The following is a 14,034-nucleotide window of genomic DNA, read 5'->3' on the forward strand; positions in this document are numbered from 1 at the left end:
CTTAACCCGGCCTTAGGGTCCGGACAGCGCGGTGCTATCGCGATCCGACCGATCCTCGGAGTCGACAACCGAGGAGAGGTGGACACCACGATGAAGCGCACCAATCTGCTTCTGGCGACGGTCGGTGGTTCGGCGGTGCTGGCCGTGGCCGGGGTCGCCCTGGGCGTCGCCGCCGCGAACGACACGCGGGGCGGCGACACGGCGCTCGCCGCGGCGACCGTCGCGCCGACGGGAACGGACGCGCCGGACGACAGCGCCACCGCTGTCGCGCCGGGAGCCAGCGGCACGCCGTCGGCCGCAACCCCGTCGGGTACGCCGTCGAGCGGCACGCCGTCCGCCGGCACCCCGCCGACGGGCAGCGCGGTCGACGCGCACCGCGCCGGTGAGATCGCGCTCGCCAGGGCCGGTGGCGGCCAGATCGTCGAGGTCGAGGCCGAGCAGGAGAACGGCCGTCCGGTGTGGAGCGTCGAGATCGTCGCCGGCGACACCGAGCACGAGGTGGACGTCGACCGGGACAACGGCTCGGTGGTCAAGGCCGAGCAGGAGCCGGTCGACGACGACGACAAGGGCGACCGGTCGGACGACAAGGGCGACCAGTCCGACGACGATGACGACGACTCCGGCGACGACGACTGACCAGGACTGGCGACGCCCCGACCGCATCAGTCACAGCGGTCGGGGCGTCGCCGCGTACCGGGCCGGTGCCACCACTGACGCGGATCATCCGATCGGACGAGATCGCTCACCACGGGCCACCCACTGTGCTCCGGTACCGTTGGCAGACCGTGTGCGAGCCGGGTCGGGCGCCTGGTCGAGTGGTGGAGTGGGTGGTGGCGGTGGGTGCGGTAGGTAAGGTCATCCGGTTCGACGACGCCCGTGGTTACGGGTTCATCGCGCCGTCGAAGGGCGGAGAGGACATCTTCGTCCACGCGAACGACTTCGGCGAGCAGCGGCATCTCGTGCATCCCGGCATGCGCGTCGAGTACGAGGTGGAGGCCGGTGAGCGCGGTCTGAAGGTGGCGTCCCTGCGGATCATCGAGCCGGTCGGGGTCTCCCGGCCGGAACGGGCGCCGACCGTCACACCGAGCCGGACCGGGCTGGCCGGCGAGGACGACGGGATGTGCGACGTCCTGTCGCCGCGCGAGTTCACGTACGAGGTGACGGAGTTGCTGATCGAGCGGGTGCCGACGCTGACCGGGGCCCAGCTCTCCGCGATCCGACAGTCGCTTGTCGACCACGCCAGATCGCACGGCTGGGTCGAGAGCTGAGCCGGTGATCCGGCACGGCGGTCAGAGGCCGGCGTGCAGGGTGAGGCTCTGCCGCAGGTGGAGCTTCGGCCGGGAGCCGACGACCGAGCCGACGACCTCGCCCCGACGGAACACCAACAGCGTCGGCAGCGACATGACCGCGTAGCGGCGCGTGGTCTGCGGGTTGTCGTCGGAGTTGAGCTTGGCGATGGTCATGCGGTCGCCGAACTCCTGCGCCAGCTCGACGAGGCTCTTCTCGATCATCTTGCAGGGCGGGCACCACTCGGCCCAGAAGTCGACCACGACGGGCCGGTCACTGGCCAGCACCAGCTCGGCGAACGTGGCGTCGGTGACGGTGGTCAGGGGGCGGACTGTCGTTTCCTGGGGCATGTCTTCTCCCGGTGCGCGATGGCGTGGGTGAGCTGGGTGCGTAACTGCTGACGGACCGCGGTGAGCCGATCGAGGTAGTCGTCGACCTCGGCGAGCTTGCGCCGCAGCACCAGCACGGAGTCCGGGCAGACATCGCCGGACGCGTTGCCGGCGCGCAGGCAGGCGACGAACGGTCGGACGTCGTCGAGGCCGAAGCCGACGTCGAGCAGCGCCCGGATCTCCCGGACGACCCGCAGCTCCGCCTCGTCGTAGACGCGGTAGCCGTTGGCCGAGCGCTGCGGGCGTACCAACCCGTGCGCCTCGTAGTAGCGCAGCGTCCGGGTGCTCGTGCCGGCCCGTTCAGCCAGCTCGCCGATCAGCATCGAACCTCCTCGCCCAGCCCGTCGTGACCAGGCTAAACCTTGTCGTCAGCGTCAAGGCAAGGGTCGTGCCCAGGCGCGGCTCAGGGCACCGCGGTGCGGCGCCCTGAGCGGCGGTGCGTGTGCCGTGGGGGTACTAGCCGATGCGGAACTGCTCGCCGTAGACGGCGAACGTCAGCGGCGTGTTCAGGTTGAAGTTGCCGTTGTTGAGGAACACCCGCTGGGCCGTGTCGACGCGGGACGTGTCCGAGTGCGCCTCCTCCTTGCGCATCTCGATGACCCGCTCGTCGAGGAACGCGTTGAGCCAGGTCCGCTCGTCGCCACCCTGGGCCGGCGGCTTCGCGCGGGCGAGGGCACGACTGCGGATCTGGCGCATCCCCTCGTACCCGTGCATGACCGCCGCGTCGTAGTAGGCGAACTGGCCGAGCGCCCGCACCCCGTCGTTCTTGCCGTCGCGGACCGACGGGTTGAAGTAGACCCGGTCCCGCTCGGCCTCCTGCGCGGCCCGGAACACCGAGTCGTTGGCGGCGGTGCGCCAGTCGCGGGGGAAGTTGGGGTCGAGGCCGGCGTGCGACGCGGTGCCGTTGACGGCGCGCAGCGCCGGCAGGTAGCCGGCCAGCACGTTGCCCGGCTTGGTGTTCGTGTACGCCTGGACCAGTTCGAGCATGTCGCCCGTGCCGGAGCAGAAGCCGATGATGCCTGCGGTGTAGCCGCGACCGTCGCCGATGTCCTCGATGTAGGAGAACTGCGCGCGCCAGTCGAGCGAGGAGTTCTCCGCCGCCGAGACGAGCTGCATGGCGACGTCCTTCTTCGCCGGGTCGTCCAGGTTGGTGCCGGCCGGGACGGTGGCGGTCGGCGTGGGGGTGGGGGTGCCGCCGCCGGGAAGGGTCCACTGCTGGTTGGTGGTGCCGCCGCAGGTCCAGATCTGCAGTCGGGCGCCGTTGGCGGTGCTCCGGTCGGTCACGTCGAGGCACTTGCCCGAAGCGGTGTTGATCAGGGCGCCACCGCTGGCCGCGCTCCACTTCTGGGCGCCGGTGCCGTTGCAGTCGTACAGCTGGATCTTGGCGCCGTTGGCGGTCGACGCGGCGGTGACGTCGAGGCACTTGCCGAGCGCGCGGATCGAGCTGTCGCTGTTGCCGACCGTCCACGTCTGGGCCGCGCTGCCGTTGCAGTCGTAGAGCTGCACCGGCGTGCCGTTGGCCGGGTTGGCGCCGGCGACGTCGACGCACTTGCCACCGAGGCCGGTGATCGGGCCGGCGGTCGCGGCGCTGGCCGACGGCAGGCCGTAGCCGATCGCCGCGACGCCGGTCAGCAGGGTGCCCACGACGTAGGCGGCTGTTCTCTTGCGCACCATTGGTGTTCCTCGGGGAAGGGGCGGCGTGCCGCCGGCCGGTCGGTGCCCGGCGCGGCGATCGGCCCCGGCGGGCACCGCGAGCTTCAGGAAACAGTATTAACAGATAGCGGTACGTCGATCAACCGTCCGATGGTGACAATCGGGACCAATCGCGGAAGGCGGTGGTGGCGCCCTGCAGCGCGGAGACGCACGCGAGGACCGCGGGGTGGCCGCCCGCGCCCCTGCGGTAGGCGACGCGCGTGCGACGGCGCATCGCCAGCGGCAGCAGCCGGACCTGCGGGGAGGGCTGCGCGATGGCGAGCTGCGGGATGAGGGCGACACCCTGACCGGCGGCCACGAGAGCGAGCATGGCGGTGAAATCGTCGGCGTGATGCCGCACCGCCGGAGTGAAGCCGGCCAGCTGGCAGGCGTGCAGGGCTACCGAGTGGCAGAGCGTGCCGGGACTGCCGAGGATCCACTGCGCGTCGCGTGCCGCGCTGATCGGTTCGGCGGCGGCGGCGGTGTCGTCGGCGGTGGTGCGGGGCACGGCGAGAAAGACCGTCTCCTGCAGCAGCGCGATCGAGTCCACCGTCGGATCGGGCGGGGTCGGCGCGATGTCGTAGTCGTGCAGCAGCGCGACGTCGAGCCGTCGGCTCCGCAGGGCGGCCGGCATGTCGACCGGGTCCAGCTCACTGATCATGAGGTCGAGCGCGGGATGCTCACGGGCCAGCGTGGCCAGGGCTGCCGGCAGCAGGGTGCGTACGGCGCTGGGGAAGGCCCCGATGCGTACGCTCGCGCGCAGACCGGTTCGGGCGGCCGCCACTGTCGCGTCGGCAGCTTCCAGCGCGGCGAGGATGACCTCAGTGTGCTGCACGAGCGCGGCGGCGGTCGACGTGAGGCTGACCCGGCGTCCGGTGCGCTCCAGCAACCGGGTGCCCGCCTCCCGTTGCAGGGCGGCCAGCTGCTGCGAGACGGCCGACGGCGTGTAGGCGTGCGCCTGGGCGACCGCGGCGATGGTGCCGAGGCGGCCCAGGTCCCGCAGCAGGACCAGGCGGCGGACATCAAGCATCAGCTCAGCTTACGGATAGGTGGAGCAATCGGAACTGGACCTTCCTGGTCGGTCGACCGAGAGTGGAGGCATGACCCTGACCGGCCTGTACGTTCCGCTGATCACCCCGTTCGACCTCGCCGGAGGCGTCGCCATCGACGCCCTGGCGGCCCTCGCGAATGACGCCCTGGACGCCGGCGCGGCCGGCGTGGTCGCTCTCGGCACGACGGGAGAGCCGGCCGCCCTCGACGACGACGAGCGCGGCTCTGTGCTCGACGTCCTGTCCGCGGTCTGCCGTGCCCGCCGCGCGCACCTGCTCGTCGGCGCCAACACCGTCGAGGCGGTGCGCGCCCTGTCCGACCGGCCCGAGGTGACAGCGGCGCTCAGCCTGGTGCCCCCGTTCCTGCGGCCGGGCGGCGCGGGAGTGCTCGCCCACTTCGCCCACCTCGCCCAGGCCAGCCCGGTGCCGCTGGTCGTCTACCACGTCCCGTACCGCACGGGGCAGCAGCTCAGCCCGGACGACCTTCGACAGCTCGCCGGCCTGCCCGGCGTCATCGGCATCAAGTACGCCACCGGAGGGATCGACGGGGACACCGTCGACTTCCTCGCCGACATCCGGCCCGGTTTCGCCGTGCTCGGTGGCGAGGACCCGCTCATCTCGCCGCTGCTCGCCCTCGGCGCGCACGGCGCCATCGTGGCCTCGGCCCAGGTCGCCCCCGCGGACTTCGTCCAACTGGTCGCGCACTGGCAGGCCGGGGACCTCGTGCGGGGGCGGGCGCTCGGCCATCGGCTCGCCGGCCTGTCCGCGGCGCTGTTCGCCGAACCCAACCCGACAGTGATCAAGTCGGTGCTCCACGCGCAGGGTCGCATCCCGACGGCCGGCGTACGGCTGCCGCTGGTTCCCGCCGGTCCGGACGCCGCCCGGCGGGCGCTCCGGCACCTGGACGAGCTGACGAGCGCGTCGAGGTGACCGGACGGCGCCCGCCGGGCCGCGTCCGCGCGGTCAGTGCTCCCGGTAGGTGGCCCGGTCGAAGTCGGCGTACACCCCGTCGCCGCCCAGATCCTGCACCCACAGGCCGACGAACGCCCCGGTGAAGCCCCACGCCGCCGGCTCCCCGTCGATGATCAGGGCGGCGTGCTCGTCGGACAGGATCGTCGCGTCCAGATCGACCGGCAGCCGCTGCCAGCCCGCGCCGAGGTCGTAGTCGAAGCGCACCACGGGCCCGTCGAACACCGCCCGCAGACCGACCCGGTCGACGCCGCTGGCATCGACGGTCAGCTCGGGGTACGGGGTGCGCCGCCCGTTGTCGGAGCTGAGCAGCTCCAGCACCGTACGGCCGTCGTCGGCGCGGGTCAGGTAGAGGTGATGCCAGTTGAGGGTGTTGTAGTAGGCGGTGATCCCGGCGAGCTGACGGTGGTCGACCGGGTCGAACTCGACAACGGTCTCCAACGAGCAGTGCGTCGCCCCGACGCGTCGCGCGACCAGGCTCGGCGCCTGCCGACCCACCGGCGACTGTCCACCGTGCACCCGCAAGTGCGAGGGGCGCGACGTCAGGTCGATCCAGTCCGCGCTGGCCGGCCGGCGCAGCGTCGACCAGCAGGAACCCAGCTCGGCGGCCTCGAAGTCGTCGGTGGCCGGCTCCGTGGGCCACGGGTGCGGGGACAGGTCGGGCCCGGCGACCTCCTCGGCGGGCACCCCGCCGGGAATCCGGGGCCAACCGCCCGAGGGCCACTCGACCCGCTGGATCGCCGTCTCCCGGCCGAGCACACAGTTGCCCAGCGGTGAGTAGGGGCGGCCGACCAGGTGGGCCAGGTACCACCCGCCGTCCGGAGTCTGGACCAGGCTGCCGTGACCGGCCTTCTGCAACGGCAGGTCCGGCCGACCGACGGAGGTGAGCAACGGACCGTCCGGGTCCACCTCGTACGGACCGAACAACTCCCGCGAGCGCGCCACGGTGACCTGGTGCTCCCAGCTCGTGCCGCCCTCGGCGGTGATCAGCCAGTACCAGCCGTCGTGGCGGTACAGGTGCGGGCCCTCAGTGACCCCGACCGGCGTGCCGGTGAACAGGATGCGGGGCCGGCCGACGAGACGACGCGCCGCCCGGTCGTACTGCTGGATCTCGATGCCGCCGAAGCGGTCGCGGCCGGGTCGCCAGTCGGCGCTCATGCTCAGCAGCCAGCTGGTGCCGTCGTCGTCGTGGAACAGGGCGGCGTCGAAGCCGCGCCCGTGCAGTTTCACCGGATCCGACCAGGGGCCGGCGATGTCGGGTGCGGTGATCAGGAAGTTCTGCGGATCCCAGTAACCGCTGGCGAAGCTGGCCACGTCGCTGTAGACGAGGTGGAACTCCCCATCGTGGTACGTCAGGTCGGGCGCCCACACACCGTTGGAGTCGCCGCAGCCCCGAAGGTCGAGCAGGCGGCGGTCGGTGATGATCCCGCCCAACGGGCGCCAGTTCACGAGGTCGCGCGAGTGGTGCACGCGGACCCCCGGATACCACTCGAACGTCGAGGTGGCCAGGTAGAAGTCGTCGCCGACGCGCAGGATCGACGGATCCGGGTGGAACCCGGCGAGGACGGGGTTGCGGATCGACCAGGCAGCGGTCGCCACGTCAGCGGTGTCGGTCGACACGGGGGCTCCTCTGTGCGGCTATGAAACTTCCGGAAACTTGCGGGGACCAGATCACTGGAAGCCCCTCGTACGGTAGCCGGTCTTATCGCGATAGGACAGGGGTCTTGACCGCTGGGGGAACTGCTCGTAGCGTCCCGGCCATCGATCGGTAATACCGACGAAGCAATGAAAGTTCCGGAGATCCAGGTTCGAACCCTTGCCGGCTCGGCCGGCGTCCGAGCACCCCGTGAGTCCCCGAAGGGATGGATCATGACAGCGCACCTTTCCCGCCGATCGCTGCTCGGCCTCGCCGGCGCCGGCGCCGGCGCCTACCTGCTGAGCGCCTGCAGTGGCGACGAGAAGTCCAGCGACCCGAACGCCCCGCAGACCATCAACTGGTGGCACATCCAGAACACCGAGCCGATGCTGCCGGTGTGGGCCGCGATGGCCAACGAGTACAAGACCGCGCACAGCAACGTCACGTTCACCATCCAGCCGCTGGAGAACGAGGCGTTCAAGGCCAAGCTGACCACCGCCACCCAGGCCGGCGACCCGCCGGACCTCTTCCAGTCCTGGGGCGGCGGCGTGCTCAAGCAGCAGGTCGACGCGGGCCTGGTCAAGGACCTCACCGACGACGTGAAGGACCTGGTCGGCGGCATCCTGCCCGCCGCCATGCAGCCGTACACGATCGACGGCAAGATCTACGGCATTCCGTTCGACATCGGCATGGTCGGGTTCTGGTACAACAAGGACCACTTCGCCCGCGCCGGCATCACCGAGCCGCCCGCCACCTGGGCCGCCCTGCTCGACGCGGTACGCAAGCTCAAGGCCGCCGGCATCACCCCGGTCGCCCTGGCCGGCAAGGACAAGTGGCCGGCCCACTTCTACTGGTCCTACCTCGCCATGCGCATCGGTGGCGTCGGCGCGCTGCAGAAGGCCGTCGACGACAAGAACTTCGACACCCCCGAACTCGCCGCCGCGGGTGAGCGGCTCAAGGAACTCGTCGACCTGCAGCCGTTCCAGAAGGGCTTCCTCGGCGCGGAGTTCGGCTCGCCCGACGGCCAGGCCGCCACCATGGGTAACGGCAAGGCCGGCATGGAGCTGATGGGGCAGTGGGCGCCGGCGGTCGAGGCGTCCAGCTCCACCAGCAAGAAGGGCCTCGGCGACAAGCTGGGCTTCTTCCCGTTCCCCGCCGTCGACGGCGGCAAGGGTACCGCCACCGAGGTCTTCGGCGGTGGCAACGGCTTCGCCGTCGGCAAGGACGCGCCGGCCGCCACCATCGATTTTTTGAAGTTCCTGCTGAGCGCCGACAACCAGCGTCGTTCCGCGAAGACCGGCGCGGTGCTGCCCACGGTGAAGGAAGCGACCGACGCCATCACCGACCCCAACAACAAGGTCGTCGCGGAGACCCTGGCCAAGAACACCGGCTTCCAGCTCTACCTCGACCAGGCGTACGCGCCCGCGCTCGGGCAGCAGATCAACGACAGCGTCGCTGAGATCATCGCCGGCAAGAAGGCGCCCGCGGCGATCCTCAAGGACATCACGCAGGTGGCCAAGACCGTCTGACCGTGACCCCGTATCCATCCCTAGCCGGCGATAGAACCCGAGTGGAGTAGGCATGACCAGGCCATCGACCGTGTCGGACACGAGGCGCGGCGACACGGCGACCGATCCGCCGGCACCGGGGCCGGGCACCACGCGTCAGCGTGGCCGCCAGCCCCGGCCGGGGCGGGGTGGCGTCCTCGCCGTCTTCCTGGCGCCCGCCCTGGCGCTGTTCCTGCTGCTGGTGATCGCGCCCATCCTGGTGGCCGGCTACGCAAGCCTCTACAAGTGGAACGGCTTCGGGCTGCCGGAGAACTTCGTCGGGCTGGACAACTACACCCGCGCCTTCGGCGATCCGACCTTCCGGGGCGACCTGTGGCGTGGCTTCGTGCTCGTGCTGCTGTCCCTCGCCGTGCAGCTGCCCGCGGCGCTGGCCCTGGCCATGCTCCTCAACCAGCCGCTACGCGGCCGGGCCGCGTACCGGCTGATCTTCTTCGCACCGTACGTGCTCTCCGAGGTCACCACGGCCGTCCTGTTCACCCTGGTGTTCTCGCCGAACCGGGGCCTGGGCGAGTCGGTCTCCAGCTGGTTGGGCGCCGACGCGGGCGCCATCTTCGCCGACCCGGACACGGTGCTGTTCGCCGTCTTCCTGGTGGTGTCCTGGAAGTACTTCGGCCTCTACATGATGCTCTTCCTGGCCGCCCGTCAGGGCATCCCGAAGGAGCTGTCCGAGGCCGCGGTCACCGACGGCGCCACCGCGTGGCAGGCGTTCCGGCACGTCACCCTACCCCTGCTCGGCCCGACGATCCGCATCAGCATCTTCCTGTCGGTCATCGGCACCATCCAACTGTTCGACATGGTGTGGGTGCTGACCGGCGGTGGCCCGATCCACACCTCGGAGACCATGGCCGTCACGATGTACCAGTACGGCTTCCGCCGCTTCGAGGTCGGCTACGCCAGCGCGATCAGCATCGTCATGTTCCTGCTGAGCCTCGTCTTCGCCCTGTTCTACCAGCGCATCGTCCTGCGTCGGGACACCGCGGGCGCGATCACCAACCAGGGAGGCCAGCGATGACCGCCAGGACCAGTGGCGCCCAGCGGACCCGCAGCATCGTCCTGCACCTCATCTGCATCGGCGTCGGCGCGCTCATCGTCGTGCCGGTCTGGTTCGGTGTGATCGGCGGCTTCAAGGACAACGGCCAGTTGTCGACGAACCCGCTCGGCCTACCCGACCCGTGGGTGCCGGAGAACTACACCGACCTCTTCGCCTCCGGGGTGTTCTGGCGACAGCTCGGCAACAGCCTGCTCATCGCCGTCAGCAGCACTGTCATCGTGGTCGGCGCGGCGGCGATGGCGGCGTTCGTCTTCGCCCGCTACGCCTTCCGGGGCCGCGAGTTTCTGGTCACCCTGTTCGCGATCGGCCTGATGTTCCCGTTCGCGGTGGCGATCCTGCCGCTCTTCGTCCTGCTCCGCAGCATGGGCCTGCTGGACAACCCACTCGGTGTCATCCTGCCCCAGGCCGCGTTCGGGCTGCCGATCACCATCATCATCCTGCGCCAGTTCTTCCGGACCATCCCCGCCGAGGTGGAGGAGGCCGCGGTCCTCGACGGCTGCAGCTCCTTCGGGTTCTTCTGGCGGGTGCTGCTGCCGATGGCCCGTCCCGCCCTGGCCACCGTCTCGGTGCTGGCCGTCGTGACGAGCTGGAACAACTTCATGCTCCCGCTTGTCGTCTTCAGCGACCAGAGTTGGTGGACGCTCCCCGTCGGGGTCCAGGCGTTCCAGGGCCAGTACGCCGACGACACCGCCCGGGTGCTCGCCTACGTCGTGCTGTCCATGATTCCCGCCCTGGGCTTCTACGCCGTGGCCGAACGCCAACTCGTCGGCGGCCTGACCGGCAGCGTCAAGGGGTGACGGCACCGGATCGTCAACCCACCTGAAGCGTCCCGCCACACAAAGGAGCGGACCGTGGGCTCCGACAACGGCCGAAACGTCACCATCGCGATGATCGCGCGACTGGCCGGTGTGTCAGTGCCCACGGTCTCCCGGGTCATCAACGGTCGCTCCGACGTCGCTCCCGAGACCCGGGAGCGCGTCGAGCGACTGCTCAACCACCACGGTTACCGCCGCCGCACCCAGGCCCGGCGGACCGAGGCCGCGCTGATCGACCTGGTCTTCAACGACCTGGACAGTCCGTGGGCCGTGGAGATCATCCGCGGGGTGGAGGACGTCGCCCGCGCGAGTGGCGTCGGCACCGTCGTCTCGGCCATCCACTGGCGCATCTCCTCGGCCAAACAGTGGCTGGACAACATGCGGACCCGATCCACCGAGGGCGTCATCTTCGTGACCTCGATGGTGAACCCGCCTTTGCAGGCGGAGCTGCGCCGGCTGCACCTGCCGGTGGTCATCATCGACCCCGCCGGTGTCGACCCGCAGGAGTCGCCCACCATCGGCGCCACCAACTGGGCGGGCAGCCTGAGCGCCAACCAGTACCTGCTCGGCCTCGGGCACCGCCGCATCGGCTTCATCGCCGGACCACCACACCTGATGTGCAGCCGGGCCCGGATGGACGGGTACCGCGCGGCGCTCGGCGCCGCCGGCGTCGCCGTCGACGACGCCCTGATCAGGCCCGGCAACTTCTACCACGAGGCCGGCTTCACCTCGGGTACGCAACTACTCGCCCTGCCCGACCCACCGACCGCCATCTTCGCCTCCAGCGACCAGATGGCGCTCGGCGTCTACGAGGCCGTCCGCAAACGCGGCCTGCGGGTGCCCGACGACGTCAGCGTGGTCGGTTTCGACGACCTGCCGGAGGTCCGCTGGTGCTCCCCGCCGCTGACCACGGTCCGCCAGCCCCTGGCCGAGATGGGCATGCTGGCCGCCCGGACCCTGCTGCGCCTCGCCGGGGGCGAGAAGACCGAGAGCCCGCGCATCGAACTCGCCACCGAACTCGTCGTGCGCGACAGCGCCGGCCCGCCCCGCTGACCGCACGATCGTCGCGGCACGCCGCCTGCTGCGCTCAGGCGTCGCGCAGGGCGTCGTCGACACCCGTCTCGCGGCGACCGAGGTGAGCGGGCTCCCGGCCCGACAACACGTCCACCGCGGCCTTCAGGCAGGCGCCGGTCTCGCGCAGCGAACCGAACCGCCACGTCGTCGCGTACCGCTTCGCGCTGTCGTCGCCCACCCCCTGGGCGTCGATGCCGAGCCGCCGACACAACGCCACGGCCCGGGGCAGATGGAACGACTGCGTCACGACCGTCGCCCGTTGCACGCCGAAGATCTGCCGGGCCCGTGCGCAGGAGTCGTACGTGTCGAAGCCGGCGTAGTCGAGGACCACCTTGCGCGCCGGCACCCCCCGGTCGACCAGCCAGCGCAGCATCGCCTCCGGCTCGTTGTAGTCGGCGTTCATGTTGTCGCCGGACACCAGGATCGCGCCCACCCGGCCGGAGCCGAACAACCGCCGGGCGATCTCCAACCGGGCGGCGAGGACCGGCGAGGGCGTACCGTCGGCGTCCACCTTGGTGCCGAGCACCAGGGCGACCGGCGCCGCCGGCACGTCGGCTTCGCTGAAGAGGTGGCCGTCCGACTCGTCGCGGACCCACGACACGCTGGCCACGGTGCCGCCGGCCAGGACCACCGCACCCACCACCAGAACCAAGAGGGTACGACGGACGAGCCGCCGGTGCTCCCCGTACCACCGCGCCACACCGAAACGTCCCCGCATTCGGGCGAGACTAGTCCGGCCCGCTCAGAGCCAGCCGTTGGCCCGTGCGGTGCGGGCGGCCTCGATGCGGTTGCGGGTGCCGGTCTTTCCGATCGCGGCGGAGAGGTAGTTGCGCACGGTGCTCTCCGACAGGTGCAGCCCGGCGGCCATGTCCGCGACGGTTGCCCCGTCGACGGCGGCGGCGAGCACGTCGCGTTCCCGGTCGGTGAGCGGGTTCGGGCCGGCCGCGAGGGCCGCGGCGGCCAGTGCCGGGTCGATCACCCGCTCGCCGGCCAGGACCCGTCGGACGGCCACCGCCAGCTCCTGCACCGGCCCGTCCTTGACGAGGAAGCCGTGGGCGCCGGCCTCCATCGCCCGGCGCAGGTAGCCGGGCCGCCCGAAGGTGGTGAGGATCAGCACCCGGCAGGAGGGCAGCTGGTCGCGCAGCGCGGCGGCGGTGTCGAGGCCGCTGCCGTCGGGCATCTCGATGTCCAGGAGCGCCACGTCGGGACGTACCCGCAGAGCCACCTCCGTTGCCTGCGCCCCGGTCGCGGCCTCGGCGACCACCTCGATGTCGGGTTCGAGGTTCAACAGCAGGGCCAACGCCCCGCGCATCATGCCCTGATCCTCGGCGAGCAGCAGTCGGATCACCGCGTCCACCGTCCCGTGGGGGAGTGGGGGATCCGGGCGGTGAGCAGCAGGCCCCCACCGCGCGCCGGGCCGACGTGCAGCGTCCCACCGGCCTGCGCCAACCGCTCGGCGAGGCCACGCAGACCGTTGCCGAACTGCGGACGACCGCCCACCCCGTCGTCGCGGATGGTCAGCACTGCCTCGTCGGCGTCGGAGGTGACGTCGACATCGCACCGCGACGCCCGGCTGTGCCGCACCACGTTCGTCACCCCTTCCCGCAGCACCCAGCCGAACGCGTCGTCCGCCTCCACGCTGAGCGGGCGGCCGACGTCGGACACGCTGACGGTGATCCCGACGTCGGCCAGGGCCGTCCGGACGCCGTCGAGTTCCCGCGCGAAGCTGCGCTCCCGATAGCCGGTGACCGCCTCGCGGACCTCGGTGAGTGCCGTCCGTCCGATCCGCTCGATGTCCGCCGCCTCCGCCGCGGCCCGCTGTAGGTCCGTCGGCGCGAGCCGGCGTACGACCTCCGCCTTCACGACCACCAGGGACAGCGTGTGGCCCAGCAGGTCGTGCAGGTCCCGGGCGAAGCGCAGCCGTTCCTGCTCCACCGCCGTGCGGGCCAGCTCCCGTTGGGTGCGGCGCAGCTCCTCGACCAGTCGGGCCGTCCGGGCGAACGCCAACGTCAGGGCGCCCGCGAGCACCGTGATCAGCGCCATCTGGGCGGTGTCGGTGGCCGACGCCCGGTCCACCACACCGATGATCACGACGGCGGCGGCAGATCCGCCCACCCAGGCGAACCCCCAGGCCACCCGCACGAAACCGACCGCGCCGGCCGTGGCGACGTACAGGAGCAGGACCAGCCACCCCTCCGGGCCGCCGGCGTACGCGAGGGCGACCCCGACCCCGAGCAGCGCGAAGGCGACCAGCCCGGCGTGGTGCACCGCCGGTCGGACGACCAGGTCGGCCACGGGCACGGCCACCAGCGCGAGATAGAGCAGCGCGAAGGCGGCCAGCCCCACCGTCGCCGGAGTCGCGGGGTGCACCTGCCCGCGCACGATCGCGGCGGCCGGCGTCAGCAGCAGCCACAGCCAGAGGGTGTGGGCCGCGACGAGCACGAACCCACGAGGGTTCCGGCTGAGCGCGGCGGCCCCGGACGACATGCTGGACACCGTATCGA

At 71.3% G+C, this 14,034-nt stretch carries 15 protein-coding genes; 7 read left to right on the plus strand and 8 right to left on the minus strand.

Going from position 1 to position 14,034, the window contains the following annotated elements; translation table 11 throughout:
- Window positions 1-90: 90 nt before the first annotated feature.
- Both B0E54_RS08545 and B0E54_RS08550 read left to right on the plus strand, forming a co-directional pair.
- Entirely contained in the window at window positions 91-636 is a 546-nt protein-coding gene (locus tag B0E54_RS08545) for a PepSY domain-containing protein (RefSeq protein WP_234582733.1), read from the plus strand.
- A 191-nt stretch (window positions 637-827) separates the two neighbouring features.
- Window positions 828-1,268 carry a cold-shock protein gene (locus B0E54_RS08550; RefSeq protein ID WP_374109256.1) on the plus strand — a complete coding sequence of 147 codons (441 nt, stop codon included), beginning with the start codon at window positions 828-830 and terminating at the stop codon, window positions 1,266-1,268.
- 21 nt (window positions 1,269-1,289) lie between these two features.
- Here the strand turns inward: B0E54_RS08550 and trxA are convergent, their stop codons facing one another.
- The 4 genes from trxA to B0E54_RS08570 all read right to left on the minus strand — a co-directional run bounded on the left by trxA (window position 1,290) and on the right by B0E54_RS08570 (window position 4,398).
- Entirely contained in the window at window positions 1,290-1,637 is a 348-nt protein-coding gene (gene trxA / locus B0E54_RS08555; RefSeq protein ID WP_234582734.1) for a thioredoxin, read from the minus strand.
- Complete coding sequence (locus tag B0E54_RS08560) at window positions 1,607-1,999, minus strand: MerR family transcriptional regulator (protein ID WP_234582735.1); 393 nt, start codon at window positions 1,997-1,999, stop codon at window positions 1,607-1,609. The genes trxA and B0E54_RS08560 overlap by 31 nt, the downstream gene beginning before the upstream one ends.
- A gap of 133 nt (window positions 2,000-2,132) precedes the next feature.
- Window positions 2,133-3,347 (minus strand): chitosanase, encoded by a 1,215-nt coding sequence (locus B0E54_RS08565; RefSeq protein WP_374109255.1) that lies wholly within the window; start codon window positions 3,345-3,347, stop codon window positions 2,133-2,135.
- A gap of 121 nt (window positions 3,348-3,468) precedes the next feature.
- Window positions 3,469-4,398 carry a LysR family transcriptional regulator gene (locus B0E54_RS08570; RefSeq protein WP_234582737.1) on the minus strand — a complete coding sequence of 310 codons (930 nt, stop codon included), beginning with the start codon at window positions 4,396-4,398 and terminating at the stop codon, window positions 3,469-3,471.
- A 70-nt stretch (window positions 4,399-4,468) separates the two neighbouring features.
- Between B0E54_RS08570 and B0E54_RS08575 the strand changes: the two genes are divergently transcribed.
- A complete protein-coding gene (locus B0E54_RS08575) occupies window positions 4,469-5,347 on the plus strand; it encodes a dihydrodipicolinate synthase family protein (RefSeq protein WP_234582738.1) in 879 nt (292 codons plus the stop codon).
- Between the two features lie 33 nt (window positions 5,348-5,380).
- Here the strand turns inward: B0E54_RS08575 and B0E54_RS08580 are convergent, their stop codons facing one another.
- The gene (locus B0E54_RS08580; RefSeq protein WP_234582739.1) at window positions 5,381-7,006 is read right to left on the minus strand and encodes a glycoside hydrolase family 43 protein; all 1,626 of its coding nucleotides are present in this window, start codon (window positions 7,004-7,006) and stop codon (window positions 5,381-5,383) included.
- Window positions 7,007-7,255: 249 nt separating this feature from the next.
- On the opposite strand from B0E54_RS08580, the gene B0E54_RS08585 reads away from it, so the two are divergent.
- From B0E54_RS08585 to B0E54_RS08600, 4 genes are all read left to right on the plus strand, one after another.
- On the plus strand, window positions 7,256-8,551 hold the full coding sequence (locus B0E54_RS08585) for an extracellular solute-binding protein (protein ID WP_234582740.1): 1,296 nt from the start codon (window positions 7,256-7,258) through the stop codon (window positions 8,549-8,551).
- A gap of 52 nt (window positions 8,552-8,603) precedes the next feature.
- Window positions 8,604-9,602, plus strand: a complete 999-nt coding sequence (locus B0E54_RS08590) for a carbohydrate ABC transporter permease (RefSeq protein WP_234582741.1) — start codon at window positions 8,604-8,606, stop codon at window positions 9,600-9,602.
- Window positions 9,599-10,438, plus strand: a complete 840-nt coding sequence (locus B0E54_RS08595; RefSeq protein WP_234582742.1) for a carbohydrate ABC transporter permease — start codon at window positions 9,599-9,601, stop codon at window positions 10,436-10,438. The genes B0E54_RS08590 and B0E54_RS08595 overlap by 4 nt, the downstream gene beginning before the upstream one ends.
- Window positions 10,439-10,528: 90 nt before the next feature.
- Window positions 10,529-11,509 (plus strand): LacI family DNA-binding transcriptional regulator, encoded by a 981-nt coding sequence (locus B0E54_RS08600; protein ID WP_255786707.1) that lies wholly within the window; start codon window positions 10,529-10,531, stop codon window positions 11,507-11,509.
- A gap of 34 nt (window positions 11,510-11,543) precedes the next feature.
- On the opposite strand, the gene B0E54_RS08605 is transcribed toward B0E54_RS08600, so the two are convergent.
- Genes B0E54_RS08605 through B0E54_RS08615 form a run of 3 tightly spaced genes read right to left on the minus strand, consistent with a single transcriptional unit; the run spans window position 11,544 to window position 14,017 of the window.
- Entirely contained in the window at window positions 11,544-12,248 is a 705-nt protein-coding gene (locus B0E54_RS08605; RefSeq protein ID WP_234582744.1) for a vancomycin high temperature exclusion protein, read from the minus strand.
- Window positions 12,249-12,272: 24 nt separating this feature from the next.
- Window positions 12,273-12,878, minus strand: coding sequence for a response regulator transcription factor (locus B0E54_RS08610; protein ID WP_234582745.1), 606 nt, complete (start codon window positions 12,876-12,878; stop codon window positions 12,273-12,275).
- Window positions 12,875-14,017 carry a sensor histidine kinase gene (locus tag B0E54_RS08615; RefSeq protein ID WP_234582746.1) on the minus strand — a complete coding sequence of 381 codons (1,143 nt, stop codon included), beginning with the start codon at window positions 14,015-14,017 and terminating at the stop codon, window positions 12,875-12,877. Before B0E54_RS08615 ends, B0E54_RS08610 begins: the two co-directional genes overlap by 4 nt.
- Window positions 14,018-14,034: the final 17 nt, after the last annotated feature.

It is taken from the genome of Micromonospora sp. MH99 (assembly GCF_021442385.1).
Classification (GTDB): Bacteria; Actinomycetota; Actinomycetes; order Mycobacteriales; family Micromonosporaceae; genus Micromonospora.